This window comes from Prosthecobacter sp. (genome assembly GCF_014879935.1).
Taxonomy (GTDB): Bacteria; Verrucomicrobiota; Verrucomicrobiia; order Verrucomicrobiales; family Verrucomicrobiaceae; genus Prosthecobacter.
On sequence record NZ_JACSRD010000193.1, the window covers coordinates 13,060 to 31,457 of the forward strand.

General features: G+C 62.3%; 4 protein-coding genes. 2 read left to right on the forward strand and 2 right to left on the reverse strand.

Going from position 1 to position 18,398, the window contains the following annotated elements; translation table 11 throughout:
• Positions 1-219 precede the first annotated feature (219 nt).
• Positions 220-15,108, reverse strand: a complete 14,889-nt coding sequence (locus IAE77_RS21195; protein ID WP_294231109.1) for a choice-of-anchor tandem repeat GloVer-containing protein — start codon at positions 15,106-15,108, stop codon at positions 220-222.
• A gap of 291 nt (positions 15,109-15,399) precedes the next feature.
• Between IAE77_RS21195 and IAE77_RS21200 the strand changes: the two genes are divergently transcribed.
• Positions 15,400-16,254, forward strand: coding sequence for an aldo/keto reductase (locus IAE77_RS21200; RefSeq protein WP_294231110.1), 855 nt, complete (start codon positions 15,400-15,402; stop codon positions 16,252-16,254).
• On the opposite strand, the gene IAE77_RS21205 is transcribed toward IAE77_RS21200, so the two are convergent.
• The gene (locus IAE77_RS21205; RefSeq protein WP_294231112.1) at positions 16,232-17,026 is read right to left on the reverse strand and encodes a helix-turn-helix domain-containing protein; all 795 of its coding nucleotides are present in this window, start codon (positions 17,024-17,026) and stop codon (positions 16,232-16,234) included. The genes IAE77_RS21200 and IAE77_RS21205 overlap by 23 nt on opposite strands.
• 677 nt (positions 17,027-17,703) lie before the next feature.
• Between IAE77_RS21205 and IAE77_RS21210 the strand changes: the two genes are divergently transcribed.
• Positions 17,704-18,393, forward strand: a complete 690-nt coding sequence (locus IAE77_RS21210) for an SLATT domain-containing protein (RefSeq protein ID WP_294231114.1) — start codon at positions 17,704-17,706, stop codon at positions 18,391-18,393.
• The last annotated feature ends 5 nt before the right edge of the window (positions 18,394-18,398 follow it).

The following is an 18,398-nucleotide window of genomic DNA, read 5'->3' on the forward strand; positions in this document are numbered from 1 at the left end:
ACGAGCAAAACCTCGTCCTTCTTTGCGGACGGATCAGGCGTGGTGAGCTTTTCACGCGAGTTCGCCACGAGGAAGTCGAGGAACAACTCGTCCACCTTCTGAACGCGGCCGGCGCTTTGCTCACGATCCAGTCACCACGCGAGCGGGGCGAGGGCGATGAGCCAGATGAGGATACGGAGAAGCATGCGCCGGGTTTAGCGGCGGCGGCGCTGCGCAAGATCAGTTGTCGGTCACGCGGAGGCGGATGAAACCAGGCGTGGTGGAGTCTTCCATCGAGGGATGCACACGGAAGGTCACGACCTCGGTGATGCCATCGCCGGTGGGCGCGGGCGGGCCGATCTGCTCCAGGCTGACGCCGGGAATATCCTCCCAACTGGCGAGGGTGGTAGAACGCTGGAGCTGGTAGGTGAGCGTGCCTGGAATCATGCGACGGCGGTAGCTGATGGTGAGGTAGTGCTCGCCGTCCGAGGGATTGGTGGCGCTGGTGGTGGCAGGGAGGAGGGAGTTCGTGGCGGTGGTGGGGCTGGCTCCGAGGGCATATTCGAGGAGGTTCGAGATGCCGTCGCCGTCATAGTCGTCGGTGGGGCCGGTGTTGCCGCCGGTCATGCCGGATCCAGAGCTCCATTCACCGAAGGGTGCGTAACGGCTGACCGCGATGGTGTAGGCCTGCGTGGTGGTGCCATCACCTGCGGTGACGAGGAGATTCACGGTGGCGGTGGCTCCAGGGAAGGCGATCGGATCACTGGCGGCACCCGATGCAACTGGCGTGCCATTGACCATGACGCTGGCCGTGGGATGCGAGGTGACCGGCGTGACCGTGAAGGAGGTGGCGGCATTCGGCACGCCGGCAGTGATATTGAACGTGGTGCTGGCGAAGGCTGGATAGACCGCGCCGGGACTGACGGAAAGCCCCGAGAGCGTGGCATCCGTGCTGATGGTGCTAAAGGTGAGGCTGGCACCATTTGTATCACCGCCAGGATTGGTTCCGGTGAGGCGGAAATGGTAGGTGGTGCCGGGAAGGAGCCCGGTGAGCGTGACGCTGACGTTTTGCGCCGTGCTGCCATAGGCGGGGGCAAGGGTTACCGCGGTTGTGGTGCCGTAGGCATTGGTGACCCCATGCTGGAAGCTCGCGCTGGTCAGCGTGCCGTTGGGATTCACGATGCCGTTGAGCGTGGCGGTGGTGGTCCCGATGGCGGTGGCAGCGAGGGTGGTGACCACGGGCGCGGGGGCATTGAGGTAACGGACCACCATCTGCGAGGACTGATGGTAGTCATCGCCAGGCTGCCAGGCATACAGGGTGATCACCCCAGGTCCTGTGACAGTGACGCGGCTGCCATTGAGCGTGGCCGGTCCATCGACGATGTAGCTGACAGGAAGTCCGCTGCTGGAGGTGGCTCCGAGGACGACGGCATCTCCCACAGGCGTATCCCCCGGACCCGGGAAATCGACCGTCTGCACCGGGGCGAGGCCGGGAAGCACGAGGCCAGGAGTGAAGGCATCCCGCCAGGCAAGGCCGATGCCGCCACGCGGGCCAAACCCACAGCTCCAGAGAGAGCCATCCGATGAGGAAACGAGGGTGCTGTAGTTGCTGGCGAAAGCGCGGCCCCAGCCATCGGCCGTGCCGAGCTGGAAGGGCGTGTTGCGGCTGCTGGTGCCCCCGTCGCCGAGCTGGCCGTAGAAATTGTAGCCCCAGCTCCAGAGGGTGCGGTCCGCGCGGATGGCGACGGTGTGAAGCAGACCTGCGTTCACCTCCTGCCAGTAGGTGCCTGGGGCGAGTTGCACCGGAGCGGTCCGGTTGGTGAACGAGCCATCGCCGAGCTGGCCGGATGAGTTGCGGCCCCAGACCCAGAGCGTGCCATCAGTCCGGGTTGCGATGTTATGGTAGCCACCAGCGGAAACCTTGGCCCATGTGGTGGTGGTGCCAATTTGGACCGGGGTGAACCGGCTGGTGGTGGTACCATCACCGAGCTGGCCGTAGAAATTGTATCCCCAGGCCCAAAGGGTGCCATCCTGCTTGCGGGCAAGGATGTGATAGGCCCCACTGACGACATCAGCCCAGTCGGCGGCGGTACCGACCTGTGCAGGGAGGAGCTGATTCGCGGAACTGGCCACGCCATTGCCCATTTGGCCGTCGAAATTATAACCCCAGGCCCACAAGGTGCCATCCGCACGCATTGCAATCGTATGGTAGCGCCCGGTGGAGACTTTCAGCCAGGTCGTCCCATTGCCCACCTGTACCGGCGCGTTTCGCTGGTCTGTGGTGCCATCGCCCAACTGGCCGTAAAAGTTGTAGCCCCAGGTCCATAGCGTGCCATCCGTTCGAACGGCGGCGGTGTGGAATCCACCTGCGGCCATGCTGAGCCATTGGGTGCCAGGCTGGGGCTGGAAGGGAACCGGGCGCTGGGCTGAATCACTCAAACCATTTCCAAGCTGGCCGTTGCCATTGTTACCAAAGGTCCACAGGGTGCCGTCTGGTCGCATGATGACACCATGACCATCCCCGACCGCCGCATCGGCCACCGGGCCGAACTGCACCGCCACCGGTTTGAGAAGATGCCCGCGGTAGCCGAGCTGGCCGCTCGAATTATCTCCCCAGCTCCAGAGCGTGCCATCAGCCTTCATAGCGACATTGGCGGACTGCCCGGGAGCGATGATCTGCCAGCCATCCGCGGCACCGACCTGCACGGGCACATTGCCTGCGATGGTTGTCTGATTGTAACCCTGGCCGAGCTGGCCGTTGAGATTACGTCCCCAAGCCCAGAGGGTGCCGCCGGTGCGCACGGCCAGCACATGATCGGCACCGGCACGCACCTGCTGCCAGTTCGTGGCGGAGCCCACTTGGACGGGGGAGGTGCGGTTGAGCAGCGTGCCGTCTCCGATCTGGCCGTAAGCGTTGCTTCCCCAGGCCCAAAGAGTGCCGTCAGCACGGATGGCGGCAGAGAAATAGTAGCCAGCGGTAAAGTTGGTGCAGTTGGCCATGGCCGTGATCTGCACCGGGGAGGTGGCATCGGTGGTGCTGCCATTGCCGATCTGGCCAGAGCCATTGTCTCCAAAGGCCCAGAAGGTGCCGTCCTGTCTGCGAGCGAGGCTATGGTAGGCACCAGCGGCGACGGCAGACCAAGTGTTCAAGGTCCCGACCTGGAGCGGGGAGCTGTTGGCCGTGGTGCCTGTGGTTCCCTGGCCCAGCTGGCCGTCACCGTTGCGTCCCCAGGCCCACAGAGTTCCGTCTGTTTTGATGGCGAGGCTATGGTAAAGCCCCGCCACGGCCATCTGCCAGTCCGTGGCGGTGCCGATCTGGACGAACGAGGTGCGGTCCGTCGTGGTTCCGTCACCGATCTGACCATAAAAGTTGTCACCAGCAGCCCAGAGGGTGCCATTGCTGCGCACCGCCACGCTGTGGTAGCCGCCGTTGCTGACTTGGACCCAATCTGTGGCGGTTCCGACCTGCACCGGCACCCACTGGGTGGATGTGTTGCCAAGACCGAGCTGACCGTCAATGTTTTCACCCCAGGCCCAGAGGGTGCCATCCGCCCGAAGGGCGATGACCGAGCTGGGGCCTTTGCTGCTGCTGATCTGCGTGTAGGCAGGGGTAGAGAGCGCCACAAATGTCTGCGTGACCGGTTTGGCAGGTCCGTAGGCACTTCCATCGCCAGTTTGCGAGGCTCGAATCGTTACCGTGCCGGGCGTGCCGGTCAACGTAACCGTGTTTCCTGACAAAGTGGCCGAGGCAGCACCTGCGGTGATCTCGTAACTGACCGGCAGACCGCTGCTGGCCGTGGCATTGAGGGCAAAGGGAGCGTCTGTGGTGCGTTTCGCCGGGATGGGTGGGAAGATGATTGACTGGGTGACGAGCTCGAGAGTGATGTCATTGCCGTCCCCGCCCGCGTAAGTGATCTGGAAAAGATACGACTGGCCACCAAAGCTGACGCTGACGGTGCCCCCCTCCGGCAGACCGCCAAAGGCACCCCGGACGGGCGTGAAGCCCGTGTTGTTCACCAAGGTGAGAACGGCCCCCTGTGTGGGTGCAAAGCCAAGCGTGAGGCTGAGGGGCCGGCCGGAGGCGTCAAAGCCATCGCTGACCACAGGGACATCGTCCGGGGTGTCAAACGTGGCATTGGAAGAAGTCGTGAAAGTCCGGTTCGGGCTGGCAAACACCCCGGCGGCTGTCGTGGCGACGAGGCGGTAGTGGTAGGTCTGATAAGGCTGAAGGTCCACCAAGGGTGCGAAGACCGTTTCGGCCGCTGTGCCAGAGCTGAAGTTCACCGCCGGGGTGCTGTTCCCATAGGCAGACGTTTCTCCATACTCGAACTGCACCGTGCCACTGTGCGTTTCCCCGGTGATCGAGCCGTTCAAGGTGGCTGTGGATTCCGTGATCAGGCCGGCCGGTGAGGCGAGCACCACCGGCGGCTGGCGCAGGCGGAAGAAGGTGGTGCCATTGCCACCGTAGAGATAACCATCGGCTCCCAAAGCGAGGCCCTGCGCCGGAGAGACCCCGTCCTGACGGCCGCTGAAGGCGTACGACGAGGTCACCGAGCCATCGGGAGCGACGCGGAACACGGTGCCCAGACCGTAGGCACCTCCAGCCGAGGTCACACCATAGAAACAGCCATCCGGTGCAGCCTGCAAACCACCCACCGGGCCGGAGCCGGGCTGATCGCCCGTATTGCCCGTAAAGCTGGCAAGCGTCGTGAGCCCCCCTGCGGTGGTGATCCGAAACACGGTGCCGACGCTCGAAAGTCCTCCCGCGTTCGTGGTGCCGTAGATCGCCCCATCCGCCCCCTGAACCAGGAGGCCGGACGGGCTGCTGCCGAGCGTGGTGCCAAGCGTGCCGGAGAAGGTCGCCAGCGTGGTCAATCCGCCTGCCGGGGTGAGGCGGAAGAACGTGCCGAACCCCGTGGAGCCGCCTGCGGTGGTCGTGCCGTAATAGTTGCCATCCGATGCGAGCAGCAGCGGTGCCTGCGGGCTGGAGCCCAAATTGGCCCCGGTCGTGCCGGTGAAGTTGATCAGCGTGGTTTGCACTCCGGCAGGAGTCATCCGGAAAACGGTTCCCAAACCTCCTGTGCCCCCTGTACTGGTCGTGCCGAGGTAATTTCCATCAGCTCCCAAGATGAGCGGTGCCTGCGGACCAGAGCCGGGATTGGCCCCGGAGTTCCCCGTGAAGCTGATGAGGGTCGTCAGGACACCCGCAGGAGTGAGCTTGAAGACAGACCCGAGGTTGATCGCACCACCTGCGGCGGTGGTGCCGTAGAAGTTGCCGTCAGGTCCGGCGAGAAGGCCGGCACGGGCATTCAGAGCCGTGGTGCCGGAAACGGGACTCAGCGTGGCGAGGCGGGCAGGTGCCTCACCAGGCAGTCCGGCCTGCAAAGTGCCGACTCCCAATGCACCACCACCACCCACCATGGCACCAAAGAACCTGCCATCGCCACCCTGGGCCAGGCGGCCGAGATTGGGCGCGGCACTGAGATTGACGAGGGTGGTGAAAAGTCCCTGCGGAGTGATTTTGAAGATCGTGCCGTTGTTGTTCAGGCCCCCGCCATTGGTGGTGCCATACAAGGCACCGTCGGTTCCTTCGACCAGTTCACCCTGAGGACTCGATCCCAAAAGCGTGCCGGTGCTGCCGGTGAAGCTGATTAAGGTCGTCAGCAGGCCTTCGGGGGTGATGGAGAAGACGGTGCCGAGGTTGTTTGCTCCTCCCGTTTGTGTGGTGCCGTAGAGCGTGCCATCCGCGAGCTGTAGGAGCGCCCCTTTCGGGCTGCTGCCCAAGGCAGAACCCGTCGTGCCGCTGAAGGAAACCAGCGAGGTAAAGCCCGCGCCCAAAGTGACACGGAACACCGTTCCGAGATTGTTCGCCCCACCCGTGGCGGTGGTGCCGTAAAGATGGCCGTCAGCGCCTTGAACCAGGCTTCCGGTGGGCGTCGTGCCCGGGAAGGTTCCCGTGGTGCCCGTGAACTGTACCAAGGTGGTGAGGGCTCCGGCAGGGGTGAGCCGGAAAATGGTGCCAAAGCCTCCAGCACCTCCTGTGGCCGTGGTTCCATAGAAGTTCCCGTCATTGGCGAGCACGAGACTGGCCCGTGGGCTGGAGCCCAAAGCCGTGCCGGTCGTCCCGGTGAAGTTGACCAGGGTGGTGAGCACGCCGGAGGTCGTCACCTTGAACACCGTGCCGGAGGAACTGCTGCCTCCACCCTGCGTCACCCCATACAAACTGCCATCCGGGCCCAGCGTGAGACCACAGGAAGGGTCTGCCCCGCGTGGGATGCCGGTATTGTTAAACCTCACAACCACCGTCACCTGGCCATCAGGCGTCAAGCGGAAGACCGTGCCGTAATTGGAAGTGGTGCCGCCGTCGTTGGTGGCGCCGTAGAAGTTGCCGTCTCCAGCCTGCACCAGCCTGCACTGCGGCAGACTGCCGCCGCCGAACCCGTTTCCAATGCTGTAAAGGTTTGCCAGAGTGGTTAGTGAACCACCCTGCGAGACACGGAAAATGGTTCCTGCGCTGCCGTAAGTGCCACCTGAGTTCGTGGTGCCATAGAGCTGACCATCTGGTGCTTTGTAGAGCCCGGCCAGCGGCGCGGTGCCGGTGTTGATGAACTGGGCCTGGGGCTGGAGCACCGTCGTGGACACCGGAAGCGTGGTGATGACCTGGGCATCTCCCTGCGTGGTGCCCGTGGCATTCGTGGCCACCAGCCGCACATGGTAGGTGGTGCCAGGCAGCAGGCCGGTGATCGTCGAGTTCACCGCCACATTGGTGACGCCACCGCCTGCATTCTGCGTGGCCGTCTGCGAGCCGTAAGCCGTGGTGGTGCCGTATTCAAAATACCAATCCGCGCTGCTTCCTAGCGGATTGACCGTGCCATCGAGCGTGATGCTCGTCTGGCCTGCGTTCACCCACGAACCGGTGATCGCCAGCGGAGCCCCTGGCGTGGCAAAGGACTGCACCGCCGAGTAGAAGGCGCCCTGCGACGTCACCGTGACCATGCGCCAATAGTAAACCGCCCCTGATTGGAGACCGGTCAGGCCCGCATTGACGGCCACCGGCACCGAACCTGCGGCAATGTTCTGCGGTGCCGTCTGCGATCCAAACGACGACGAGAGGCCGTACTGGAAGTACACACTGGCGGCATCCTGGTTTGGCAGCACGGTCCCGTTCAGCGTGGCCGAGGTGGCGGCCAATCCACTGACTGAGACGGCCTGGATGGCAGGCTGCTGATGCACGCGGAAGATCGTCGAGCCATTGCCACCGTACAAGTAGCCATCCGCTCCGATAAGCAGCCGGAGCGCATCTGAGAAGGAACTGCTGCCATTCAGATTGGGCGATCCACCGTCATTGTTCGTGCCAAAGGCATACAGACTCTGGAAGGAGCCGGAGGCGTTTACGCGGAATACCGTGCCAAGGCCGAAGAAGCCTCCAGAACTGGTCGTGCCGTAAAAATAGCCGTCTGGCGCTTCCCGGAGAGTCGCATGCGGGGTGGCTCCTGGAGAAGCCCCCGCGTTTCCAGTGAACTGCACGAGCGAGGTGAAGGTGCCCGATGGCAAGGCCACCCGGTAAACCGTGCCCGACCCGGTGCCGCCTCCTGTCGTGGTCCCGTAAAGATGCCCATCACTACCCTGCACCAGACTCGTGCTCGGCGTAGAGCCGGGGAAGGCTCCGCCACTGCCGGTGAAGGTCACCAGCGAGGTAAAGGTGCCATCGGGTGCCACGCGGTAAACGGTGCCAGAACCGGTACCACCCCCCGTGGTGGTGCCGTAGAAATTCCCGTCGCTGGCGAGCAACAGGTTTGAGTTCGGACTGCTGCCGAGATAAGCACCCGTCGTGCCGGTAAATTGAACCAGATTGGTGAATGTGCCGCTCTTTGAAATTTTGAACACCGTTCCAAAACCGCCCGTGCCACCGTTTTGGGTCGTGCCCCAGAGATCACCACTGCCATCCTCGACAAGCCGCGTCTGCGGTGAGGCCCCCGGCACCGCCCCGGTGGTGCCAGTGAAGGACACGAGGGAGGTGAAAATCCCTCCTGTGGTGATTTTGAAGACCGTACCATTCCCCCCGCCCGTTCCGCCGCTGGAAGTGACCCCGAAGAGGTCTGAATCGCTGGCCTGGATCATGCCGTGAATGATGGTCGATCCCGGGAACAAGCCTGTGGTGCTCGTGAGCGTGGCAAGCACCGTCTTGGTGCCGGAGGGGTCGATCTGGAAGATTTGCCCGAAAGAGGTCTCCGTCGGCATGGAGCCATAGAGATTGCCATCGCTGCCCTGGAGGAGGTAAGGCCCTGCAAAGTGGTTTGAGGTGAAACTGGTCAACTGGCTGAGCGTGCCCGCTGGCGTCATCTTGACCAGGGCACCCAGTCCCGCGGCACCGAAAGACTGACCCGCATAAAAGTTATCATCGCTGCCGAGGATCGTATTGCGGAACATCGGCGGGCTGATGAAGAAGCTGTAAATGCGGCTGAAGACAGGCGTGCCAGTGGAAGGAGTAAGCTTGATCACCGAGCCGCGGACCTGTGAACTGCCCCCGCCGTTGCAGGTCGCATAAAAGCTGCCGTCACTGTGCAGCGTGAACGCCCCGAACGGACTCGCTCCATCAGCCGTGGAGGAGAGACTGCGGATCGTGGTGAGCACCCCGGCGGTCGTCACCTTGAAAAGCGTGCCGACGTTGTTCGTGCCGCCCGTGTTGGTCATGCCGTAGAGCGCCCCGTCCGTGGCCCACTGCACGAGAGCGCTTTGAGGATTGGTGCCCAGATTGGCCCCGGTGGTCCCGGTGAAGCTGAGCAGGCTCGTGAAGGTGCCGGCGGTGGTGACTTTGAAGACGGTCCCGAAATTGCCAGCCCCGCCCACATTGGTCGTTCCATAAAGCGCACCATCCGATGCCTGCACGAGCGCGGCGAGCGGCGCTGAACCCAGCGTGGCCCCGGTGGTGCCCGTGAAGCTTTTCAAGGAGGTGAATGTGCCGCTCGTGGTCACCTTGAAGATGGTGCCGAAGCCGCCGCCATTGCCACCGGTGGATGTCACGCCGTAGAGGTTGCCATCAGCGGCCTGGATGAGCCCGGCCTGGCAGGAGGAACCCAGGAAGGAACCCGAGGTGCCGGAAAAATTCACCAGCACAGTGATCACGCCGGAGGATGTCATGCGGAAGATCGTTCCGCTGCCGGTTCCGTTCGCTGACGTGGTGCCGTAGAAATGCCCGTCGAGCGCCTGGATTAACGGTGCCCGCGGAGCAGTGCCCGTCGCCGTGGTGAGATGAGCCAGCGTGGTCAGCGTGCCTGATGGCGTCATGCGGAACACGGTCCCAAGATTGTTTGCGCCGCCGGAGGTCGTGGTGCCGTAGAAATTGCCGTCACTGGCCAGGATGAGCCCGGCATTCGGTGCCATGCCGTTGTAGCCATAGAAGTTTGCCAGCGTCGTCACCACGCCTGCGGTGGTGATCTTGAAGATGGCCCCCTGATTGCTGGCCCCGCCGGAAACCGTCGTGCCATACAAAGCTCCGTCCGGCCCCACCACGAGTTGCGCACGCGGACTCTGCCCGGGCTGCAAAGTCTGCGGTGTCATCGGTTCGACGACGGTCAGCACGCTGGTGGGATTCACCACATCAAAGGCGGCGCTGTCCCCCGCATGCCCCACGCCGTCATTCACGGAGAGCACCACGCTGGTGTCTGTGTTGAAAGCTGTCACCTGGCCTGACCAGACTCCGTTGATGAAGCCGTTCACATTCGTGGGAGAGATCACCACGCCGCCGCCAGTGCCCGCCGCCGTCACGGCTGGCGCAGCGCTATAGCTGGTCAGCACATTGTTTGCCAGATCGTAGGCCGTGACCGACACATTGAACGGCACACCTTTCGTCTGGGGGGACGAAATCGCCGCGAAGCCGAAGTGATGCACATCATTGTCGCTGACCGAGACCGTCGTGCCAGCCCCCGCATACCCCGCTGCACTGGCCGAGACCGAGACTGAGGCCGAACCATCGGAAAGCGAATTCTCCACCGCCACCGCGTTAAACGTCGTCGAAGAAGTGCCGCTGGCGATGGTCACCGTGGCGGGCACGGTGAGGCGGGAGACGGTGTCGGAGTTGAGCGTCACCACCAGGTCCGCAGCCACGGCACCCGAGGCGGATACGGTGCCCGTGACGGTCGATCCCTCAGTGATGGTTCCGGGCAAAAACAATGCCAGCGAGAGTGTCTCGTTGTCGAGCACGCTGAGGCTGCCAGTGGCATTCACCCATCCGGGAAGCTGCGCGGTGATCGTGGTCACCTGGCTGCCATCAATCGCGGCATCATCCACGACCGTCACAGGAAAGGTCACGCTCGTCCCGCCGGCGGGCAGTGTGACCGTCGCAGGCACCGTCGCCGCCGTGGGATCGCTGCTGGACAGGGTAAAGACCAGTAGCCCGGCAGGCGGATGCGAGACCGAAAGTGTGGCCGTGACCGGCGCATCCCCCTCCGCCGCGCTCGGTGGCAGCGTCAGGTTCATCGTGCCGGTCACATCAAACGGATTGCTGACACCCGACGAAGTCCCGCTTTCGGCCCGAAAACGCATCTGGGAGGCCGTCTGTAGCACCGTCATGCTGCCAGACCAGACGCCCGCCGCGAAGCTGCCGGACGCGGTCGGCGTGATGCTGACGGGGAACACCGCTGCCGGGAAAGGCAACACGAGGCCGCTGTTCACCGTGCCGATGCTGTTGTTGTTTTTCGTCCAATCTGCCGCAGTTTGGCTGTCCACACCACCCGTTCGCAGATAGGTGTGCAGGCTGCTGCTCGGCGGGGTGATGGAGGCACCCGTCCAATGCTCCGCCGGGATTGTCACCGGTGAAGTAATCGCAGAAGCCAGCAATGCGTCAGCAGACATGAAATCCACCAGATTGCCCGAGGCATCCCGCACCAGCACGGCGATGGGCGAGCCCGGCCCGGTCGTCCAGTTCAGATTCACCCCAGCGTTGAAGTTCGGGAAAGTGCCTGGTGCCGTCCCGTACTCCGTCACACGAAAAATCTGTCCTGGTGCGCAACTGGCACCCGCAGGAATCGTCATGCTTTTTGAACTCGTCCCCCCGGTGTCATAATCATAAAAATGCAGCGTCCAGCCGCCGATGTTCACCGTGCTGCCGCCGATGTTGGTGAACTCCACCGCATCGGGCGTGTCCGGGTTCACCTCGGTGATCACAATGCCCGGATGGGCCGCATTCGCCACATAACCGCTCAAATTGGCTGTCCCGCTATAGCTTGTCACCGTGTTACCGCCCGCATCACGAGCGGTCACGGTGGCATCGACATTCGCTCCTCGGCTGCGGCTTGCCTGCGTGTCCCAGGCAAAGCTGGCAAGCGAGCCTGTCGTGACATTGAACGCATTGCTCGCGCCGGTTTTCCCGGCATTCGTCGCTGTCAGCACCGCGGCAGGGTCAAAGGTGTTCACCGTGACATTCCCCGTCCATACACCGGACGTAAACGCTCCGGTCGTGGTGGGCGTGATCGTCAATGCACCGCCGGTGCCTGCGGCGGAAAGCGTCGCCGGTGAGGTGTAGCTGGCGATGGTGACCTCATTCACGTCCTTCGCCGTGATGGTCACGCTGAAGGGAACACCACGCGTCTGAGTCGTGCCGATGGCATTCCAGACAAAATGATGCAGATCATTGTCCAGCACGATCGTGTTCGCATTGGCACCCGTGAACCCGGATGCGCCCACGGCCACATTCACGATGGCACTGCCATCCGTGAGGGTGTTGTTCGGCGCGGTGAGCGTGAAGGTGGCGGAGGTCGATCCGGCGGGGATGGTCACCGTGGCCGGCACGGTAAGACGTGCGGTGGTATCTGACACGGGTGTCACGACCAGCGGCGCGGGCAGGGTTCCTGAAATGGAGACTGTCGCCGTGCCGGAACCGCCCTCCGTGACCGTGGCAGGCAGGCTGATGGCGAGATTGGTGTTCTCATTGTCGAGCACATCCATGTCCGCCGTGTCCCCCGTCCAGCCAGCCACGCTGGCGCTGATGGTGGCGCTTTGCAGGCCGTCGATTTTCGTGTCATTGACGATCTGGATCGCAAACGTCGCGGAGGATTGCCCGGCGGGGATCACCACACCACCCGGCACCATCACGGCCGTGGGTTCACTGCTGGAAAGCCCCACTGTCACAGCAACCGTTGGCGTGATGCTGAGAGACACGGTGCCCTGGACCGAGCCGACTCCCTCGGCGGCACTGGCAGGCGTGGTGAGAGTGATCACCGCCGTGCCGTCGTTATCCTGCACCGCCATGGCTCCCCCTGCACTGGCGTATCCTGCGCTGCTCGCTGAGATCACCGCCACGCGAGTTCCGTCCTGCACCGCGTCATCGATCACGGTGACGTCAAAGATCGCGCTCGTCTGCCCTGACAGCACCGTCACGGAGGCTGGCACCGTTGCCTCGCCGGGGTTTGACGAACTCAAGCTGACCACCGTGTCTGCCACGGCCGCAGCAGGCAGGGTCACAGTCCCCTGCCCTGCGAGCACGCCCGCGCCTTCTGTCACTGAGCCTGGCACCGTCATACGAAGCACCGGAGGTGGCGGCGTGGTCGGATAGCTGTTGAAATCACTGGTCACAAAGCCTCCCGGCACCCCCAGACCACGCGAGAGGCCGATCAAGCCGTCCGTGGCCGCAATGCCAAGGCAGGTGATGCGGATTCTTCCGTCCGTGAAAAGCTCGATCTGGAAATTGTTCGAGTCGGTCCCGGCAGCCTGCGGAATGCCCTGGTAGGTCACCGCCACACGATCACCGAGCTGCCGCCAGGAGACCGTGCCACCTCCACTGGCTGGATTGAGATCATCAAAAAGCGCCGAGACCCGTGGCCGGGCAAAGTGATTTACCAGCGACTCGGCGGAAAGCGTGTCGCTCGTGCCAAACATCAGGTTTCCATTGCTGCCGACGAAGAATGACGAATACGGCGTGCCATACAGGCTCACCGTCTGCCCCCCCGAAGGCGTGACCGTGGCGAGGTCATTGTCAAACAGCGTCAAATTCGTGCCACCCGTCGGATCTGTCGGAAATGTGGTCACGCCGGTGCTGCGCAGAACGGAGTAAAAGCTGTCGGAGCCATCCGGCGTGAAGAGCCAGCTCTGATTGTCCGTGTCATTGTTGGAGGTAAACAGCTCCGTGAAGTGATCCACCTGCCCCACCGCCAGGCTCACGCCGCGGGTGAAAGAAACGCCGCTGGTCGTGTTCGTGAAAACGGCCGAGCCCGCATGCACCGCCGCCGGGAGAGCATTCACCGTGTCATTGAAGGTGAGCGAGACCGTCGTCGAGGCTCCAGCCGCCAGCGAGCCCTCCGCAGGGGAGACACTGATCCAGGAGGCCCCCGGCGCCGCCGTCCAGCTCAGCGGCGTGGTCGCATCCGTGTTGGTGAGCGTGTAGGTTTGCAGGGTGGGAGTGAAAGGACCGCCAGCAGGGCCTTTTGCCGCCATGATCACGCTGGGAGAGACAGTCAGATCATCCAGCATCAAAAGCGCCTTGTGTACGTTCAGCCTGCCGCCGGTCACGGTGATGCCGGTCATCGCGGGCGTCACATCCACCGAGGCCATGATGACGTCCTTGATCTCAAGGTGGGTGAGGGAAGGTTTGAACGCCTTGAGCAGCGCACAAGCCCCCGAGACATGCGGCGTGGCCATTGAGGTGCCGCTCAGATTCTGGTATAATCCGGCGGGCTGCGCACTGTAGATCTCGCTGCCCGGCGCCCCGAGGTCCACCGTGGTAAGGCCATAACTGGAAAAGGATGATTTGTCGTCCGTACGCGTCGTGGATGCCACCGCGACAACGCACGGCGAATCGTAATTCGAAGGGTAAAAGCCACCCAGATCGTTGTTCGAGTTACTGTTCCCCGCCGCCGCCACAAACAGGATGCCCGCCGCGTGAGACGCATCCAAAGCATCTTTGAATGCCTGGTTGTAGCCACCGCCTCCCCAGGAGTTCGAGGTCAAATGCACCCCGATGCTCGTCCCATAGGCCACCGCCTCCGCCGCGTCCGAGATGGCCCCGCTGCCACCCGAGTTCAGGAACTTCAGCGGAATCAGGGAAACCGTCCAGCACACCCCTGCCACCCCCTGGCCGTTGTTCCCCGCGCCACCGATCGTGCCCGCGCAATGCGTGCCGTGATACTGGTCGTCCATCGCATTGTTGTCATTGTTCACAAAATCCCAGCCAAGGGTGTCATCAATGAACCCGTTGCCGTCGTCATCGATCCCGTTTCCGGCGATTTCATTCGGGTTGGTCCACATGTTGGCCGCCAGGTCGGGATGCGTGTGGTCAATGCCAGTGTCTATCACCCCCACCTTCACCGTGGCACTGCCCGTGTGCATGTCCCAGGCCTCCGGCGCGTCGATGTCCGCGTCCACCGTGCCGCCCGCCTGTCCCGTGTTGTGCATGCCCCACAGGTTGCCAAAGCTGGTGTCGTTTGGCACCACCGAAGCGTGGGCGATGAAGTCCATATCTGTATATCGAATCAGCCCCTCGAGCCGGCCCAAGGCCTCCCGCGCCCTCGTCACCGTGTCCAGGTCGGGGTCAGGATACGCCACCAGCCACACCCCGGAGGCAGGCATCTTCCGGCGCACCGTCGCCCCCAGGGCCTTCAACTGCTCCTCCAGGGCGGCACCGTTCGTTTTAGCATCCTTCACCGTCACCATCACATGATCAGCCACCATCGCCGTCTGGTTCACCAGTTCGCGCACGCCGCCCTCCTCGATGAAGTCATCCTCCACCCTCAGCAGCGGGTACTTGAACGTGTCATCCCGCACGAGGCGCAGGCGGCGGATCACCGGCCTGCCTCCAAACTCCGCCTTCTCCTCCCGCTCCGCCAGCACCGGGGCTTTGGCGTAGCGGTCGTCCATCTTGGCTGCGACGGGATGAGCACCTCCCCGTGAGTTGTGCTGGCCATCGTTCTGGCCTGCCTCCAATGCTTCGGAAGGCTTTCCGCCGCCTCCGGAGCCTGAAAGGGAGGCAGGTGGTGCCACCGCCGCTTTTTCGGCACCTGCAACGGCCTCCGCTGGCGGCTTGACCCCCAGATCCTGCGGTTTTTGCCCGCGAATGAGCACAAAGAACAGCAAGAGCAGCATCAGCCCACCAAGGGCAATGGCGGATTTGGAGATAACAGAGGCACTTCGTTTCATGGTCGGAGGAGGTTGAAAGGATCTCAGGGCAGGAAATTCCGGTGGATTCGTTCTCGAAGACTTGTCGGGGCATCATGCAGCCATGTTGTCATGGTCGGCTGGAGAATGTATAGCAAAATACCCACTCTAACGCGTGGTTGTTACCAAAATACCTTCCTGGTTCGCAATAAGATTTTAAGTCGTTTGCTAGATTCAATGCCGTTGCCGCCATCCTGCAGGCTTTTCGCAACGTGTCACCCACTGCCAATAATCATCCCAAGCTCCCGCCCAACCTCTCCTTCCGTCTGTTCCGTGTCTTCCGTAGGCCCATCTTCATCGCTTCCCCGCATCGGCCTCGGCTGTGTCACCTTCGGTCGTGAGATCGACGATGCGGCATCCTTTGCGCTGCTCGATCACGCCTTCACACGCGGTGTCACGCACTTCGACACCGCCGCCGCTTATGGTGGTGGAGCTTCGGAAACGATCCTCGGCAAGTGGCTGGCTTCGCGAAAGCCGGAAGGCATCACCATCGCCACGAAGATGCTGCCGCCGTATGACCGCATCGACATCACGGACAGTTTGCGACGTCTCGGTGTCGAGCAAATCGACCTGCTTTACCTGCATCAGTGGCATGAATCGGTCCCACAGGGCATCCCAGCACTCCAATCACTCCTCCACTCCAGCCGGATCAAGTCCCTCGGAGCCAGCAACGTCACGCTGGAGCAACTCCGCGCCCTCGGCCCACGCTTCCGCGTGATCCAAAACAACCACAACCTCGCTGTCCGCGATGTCACCGAGGCTTTGCGCGACTACTGCGCCTCGAACAACATCGCCATCGTGACTTACAGTCCGCTCGGAGCCGGTTTTTTGACCGGGAAGCATCAGAACGGCGTTCAGGCCGGTTCACGCTTCGAAATCATCCCAGGCCATCAGCAGGTCTATTTCCATGACACGGCCTATCAGCGCCTCGCTCGGCTCGAAGCCGTCGCGAAGCGCACCGGGCACTCGCAGGCGCATCTCGCGCTGACGTGGGCTTTGCATCAGCCGGGCATCGACACCGTGCTCGTCGGTGGTCGGACGCCCGCGCATCTCGATCAAGCCTTCGCGGCGCTGGAGTTCGATGATCCGGCATTGCTGGCCGAGCTCACCCTTGATGCCTTCTCCTGAACTCCTTCGGGGTCATGCCGGTGCGTTTGCGGAATTGCTGGGTGAACGCGCTTTGATCGCAGAAGGCATGATCAAGGGCGATCTGGATGATGGGCAGCGTGGTTTTGGCCAGGGCCTCGGCGGCGGACTGGATGCGGGAGCGCAGCAGGAGCTCGTAGGGGCTGATGTCGAGGGCGATGCGGAGCTTGCGATGCAGGTGGCGCTCAGAGACGCCGGCGGCGCGGGCGAGCTCAGCGGTGGTGACGACTTCGTGGCAGTGCTCGCGGGCGTATTGCACAGCGACGGTGACTTCGCGCACGTCGTGCTGGCGCATGCGGTCCTCATCGCGGCGGGTGATGCCCATGACGCCGATGACCTTGCCGCGTTTGTCGTGCACGGGCAGCTTCGTGCAGAGGAACCAGCTCAGGTTCCGCTGCTCGTCATACCAGACTTCGAGCCGGTTGATGAGCGGTTTGCCGCTGCGGATGACTTTCTGGTCGTCGTCGCGATACGCCTTCGCCACATCGGGCGGGAAGAATTTCTCGTCCATCGCGCCGACGAGCTCGCGCTCGCTCTTGATGCCGAATCGCTCAAAGGTGGCGCTGTTCGCCGCGATGTGCCGCCCCTGGTCGTCCTTCATGAAAAAGAACACACCAGGCATGTGCTCGAAAATCGCCCGCACGCCCTGCGGATCGGCGATCCGGGCGAAAAAGTCAGCTTGGAGGCGTAGCAGCGGCATGGCCGGATAGTGATGCAGAAAATTCGCGTGTCGCAGGGAAAGCACAGGCTTCATGACCCACCCGTAACGGCCAAAGTGCAGGCGGGGAGAGCCGCCGGAAACGGGAGAGGGATGCCGGTTGAGCATCACCGCTCCGGCGAATCGCCTCACGGCCTATCCGATGGGCGCTTGGTCCGAGGTGAAGCTGCCTTGGGGCGATTCTCCACGTCATGAATCTTTGGGAAACAGAGTCCAGAATGATCTCCCGCAGATTCAGGGAGGCCCATTTCTTTTTCAGTGAATCCTAAAGCCGGGAATGGAGAGCCTACGGAACACGCGGAACAAACGGAAAAAGTCGATGAAATGGCGATCACTCAAAAGGTGATTGGGGCATGAGGCTGCTTGGCTTGAGTTTCCGTGCATTCCGCGTGTTCCGCAGGCCGTCATTTGCGCTTCTGGGTTAATCTGTGGGCCTCTCTGAATCTGTGGGAAGTCACCAATCAGGATGACGCACGGTGTAGGCCGCCCTTTGCCCACATGACAGCAAACGCAGCGACGGCTCGCAAGGCCCACCCGGCGAAATCAGCCAAGCCCAACTCGACAGCGCCATCAGCGGCACGAGCGCGAACACGCTGAACCAAAGCGGCGATGGCAGCTATAACCCGAGCCAAATGCAGGACGCCTCCAACAAGATGGATGAGTCGATCAATGCGTTGCAGAGGTAAGCAATCTCGTGAATCTGCGCCTGCACTATGAATACCGACCCCAAAAGCAAAAACGTCCCGCTTTATGCGCAAGGCGGTTATGACCGTGAACTCAATTACAAATTGTGGTCCACCTACAAAAGCCGATTTAATGCGGCGGCACGCTTGCAGAAGAAGCACAACCTGTCGTCACGTGCCGTTGCCTTGCTGTCTGCCTATGTGGTGATCTTCTCACTCATTACGACGATGCTGCCGCAGTTCTCACAGGGTGCCACGGGACAAGCGATCTTGTTTATCAGCTCGGCGTTGTCGATCATCATCCTTGTGGTCAGCCAGCTTGAGGCCTCACAGAACTACAGCGTGCGGTCCTACACTTACCATCAGAGCGGATTGGACGTGGCTGAACTTTACAAAAAGCTCCGAGCTCTCAAGACGCGTCACAAAGACAAGAACGCACCTGAATTCCTTGATGCTGTGGAAAAGTTATCTCAAGACTACGACGACATTTTGCAACGGTCCGACAACCACGAGGACATCGACTTTGATGTCTTTCGTGCATCCAAGCCCGACTATGAAGATCACAAGCTGACGAAATCGCAGGTTCGCTGGATCAAAGTCTCGCTCGTTGTTCGGCAATACTCATTCTATTACCTATGCATGATGCTGCCGCCGGTTGTATTCGGATTGTTTGCTTGGCTGACTTGGCCTGACGCAGCGGCTACACAGCCGACGCCATAACCCTA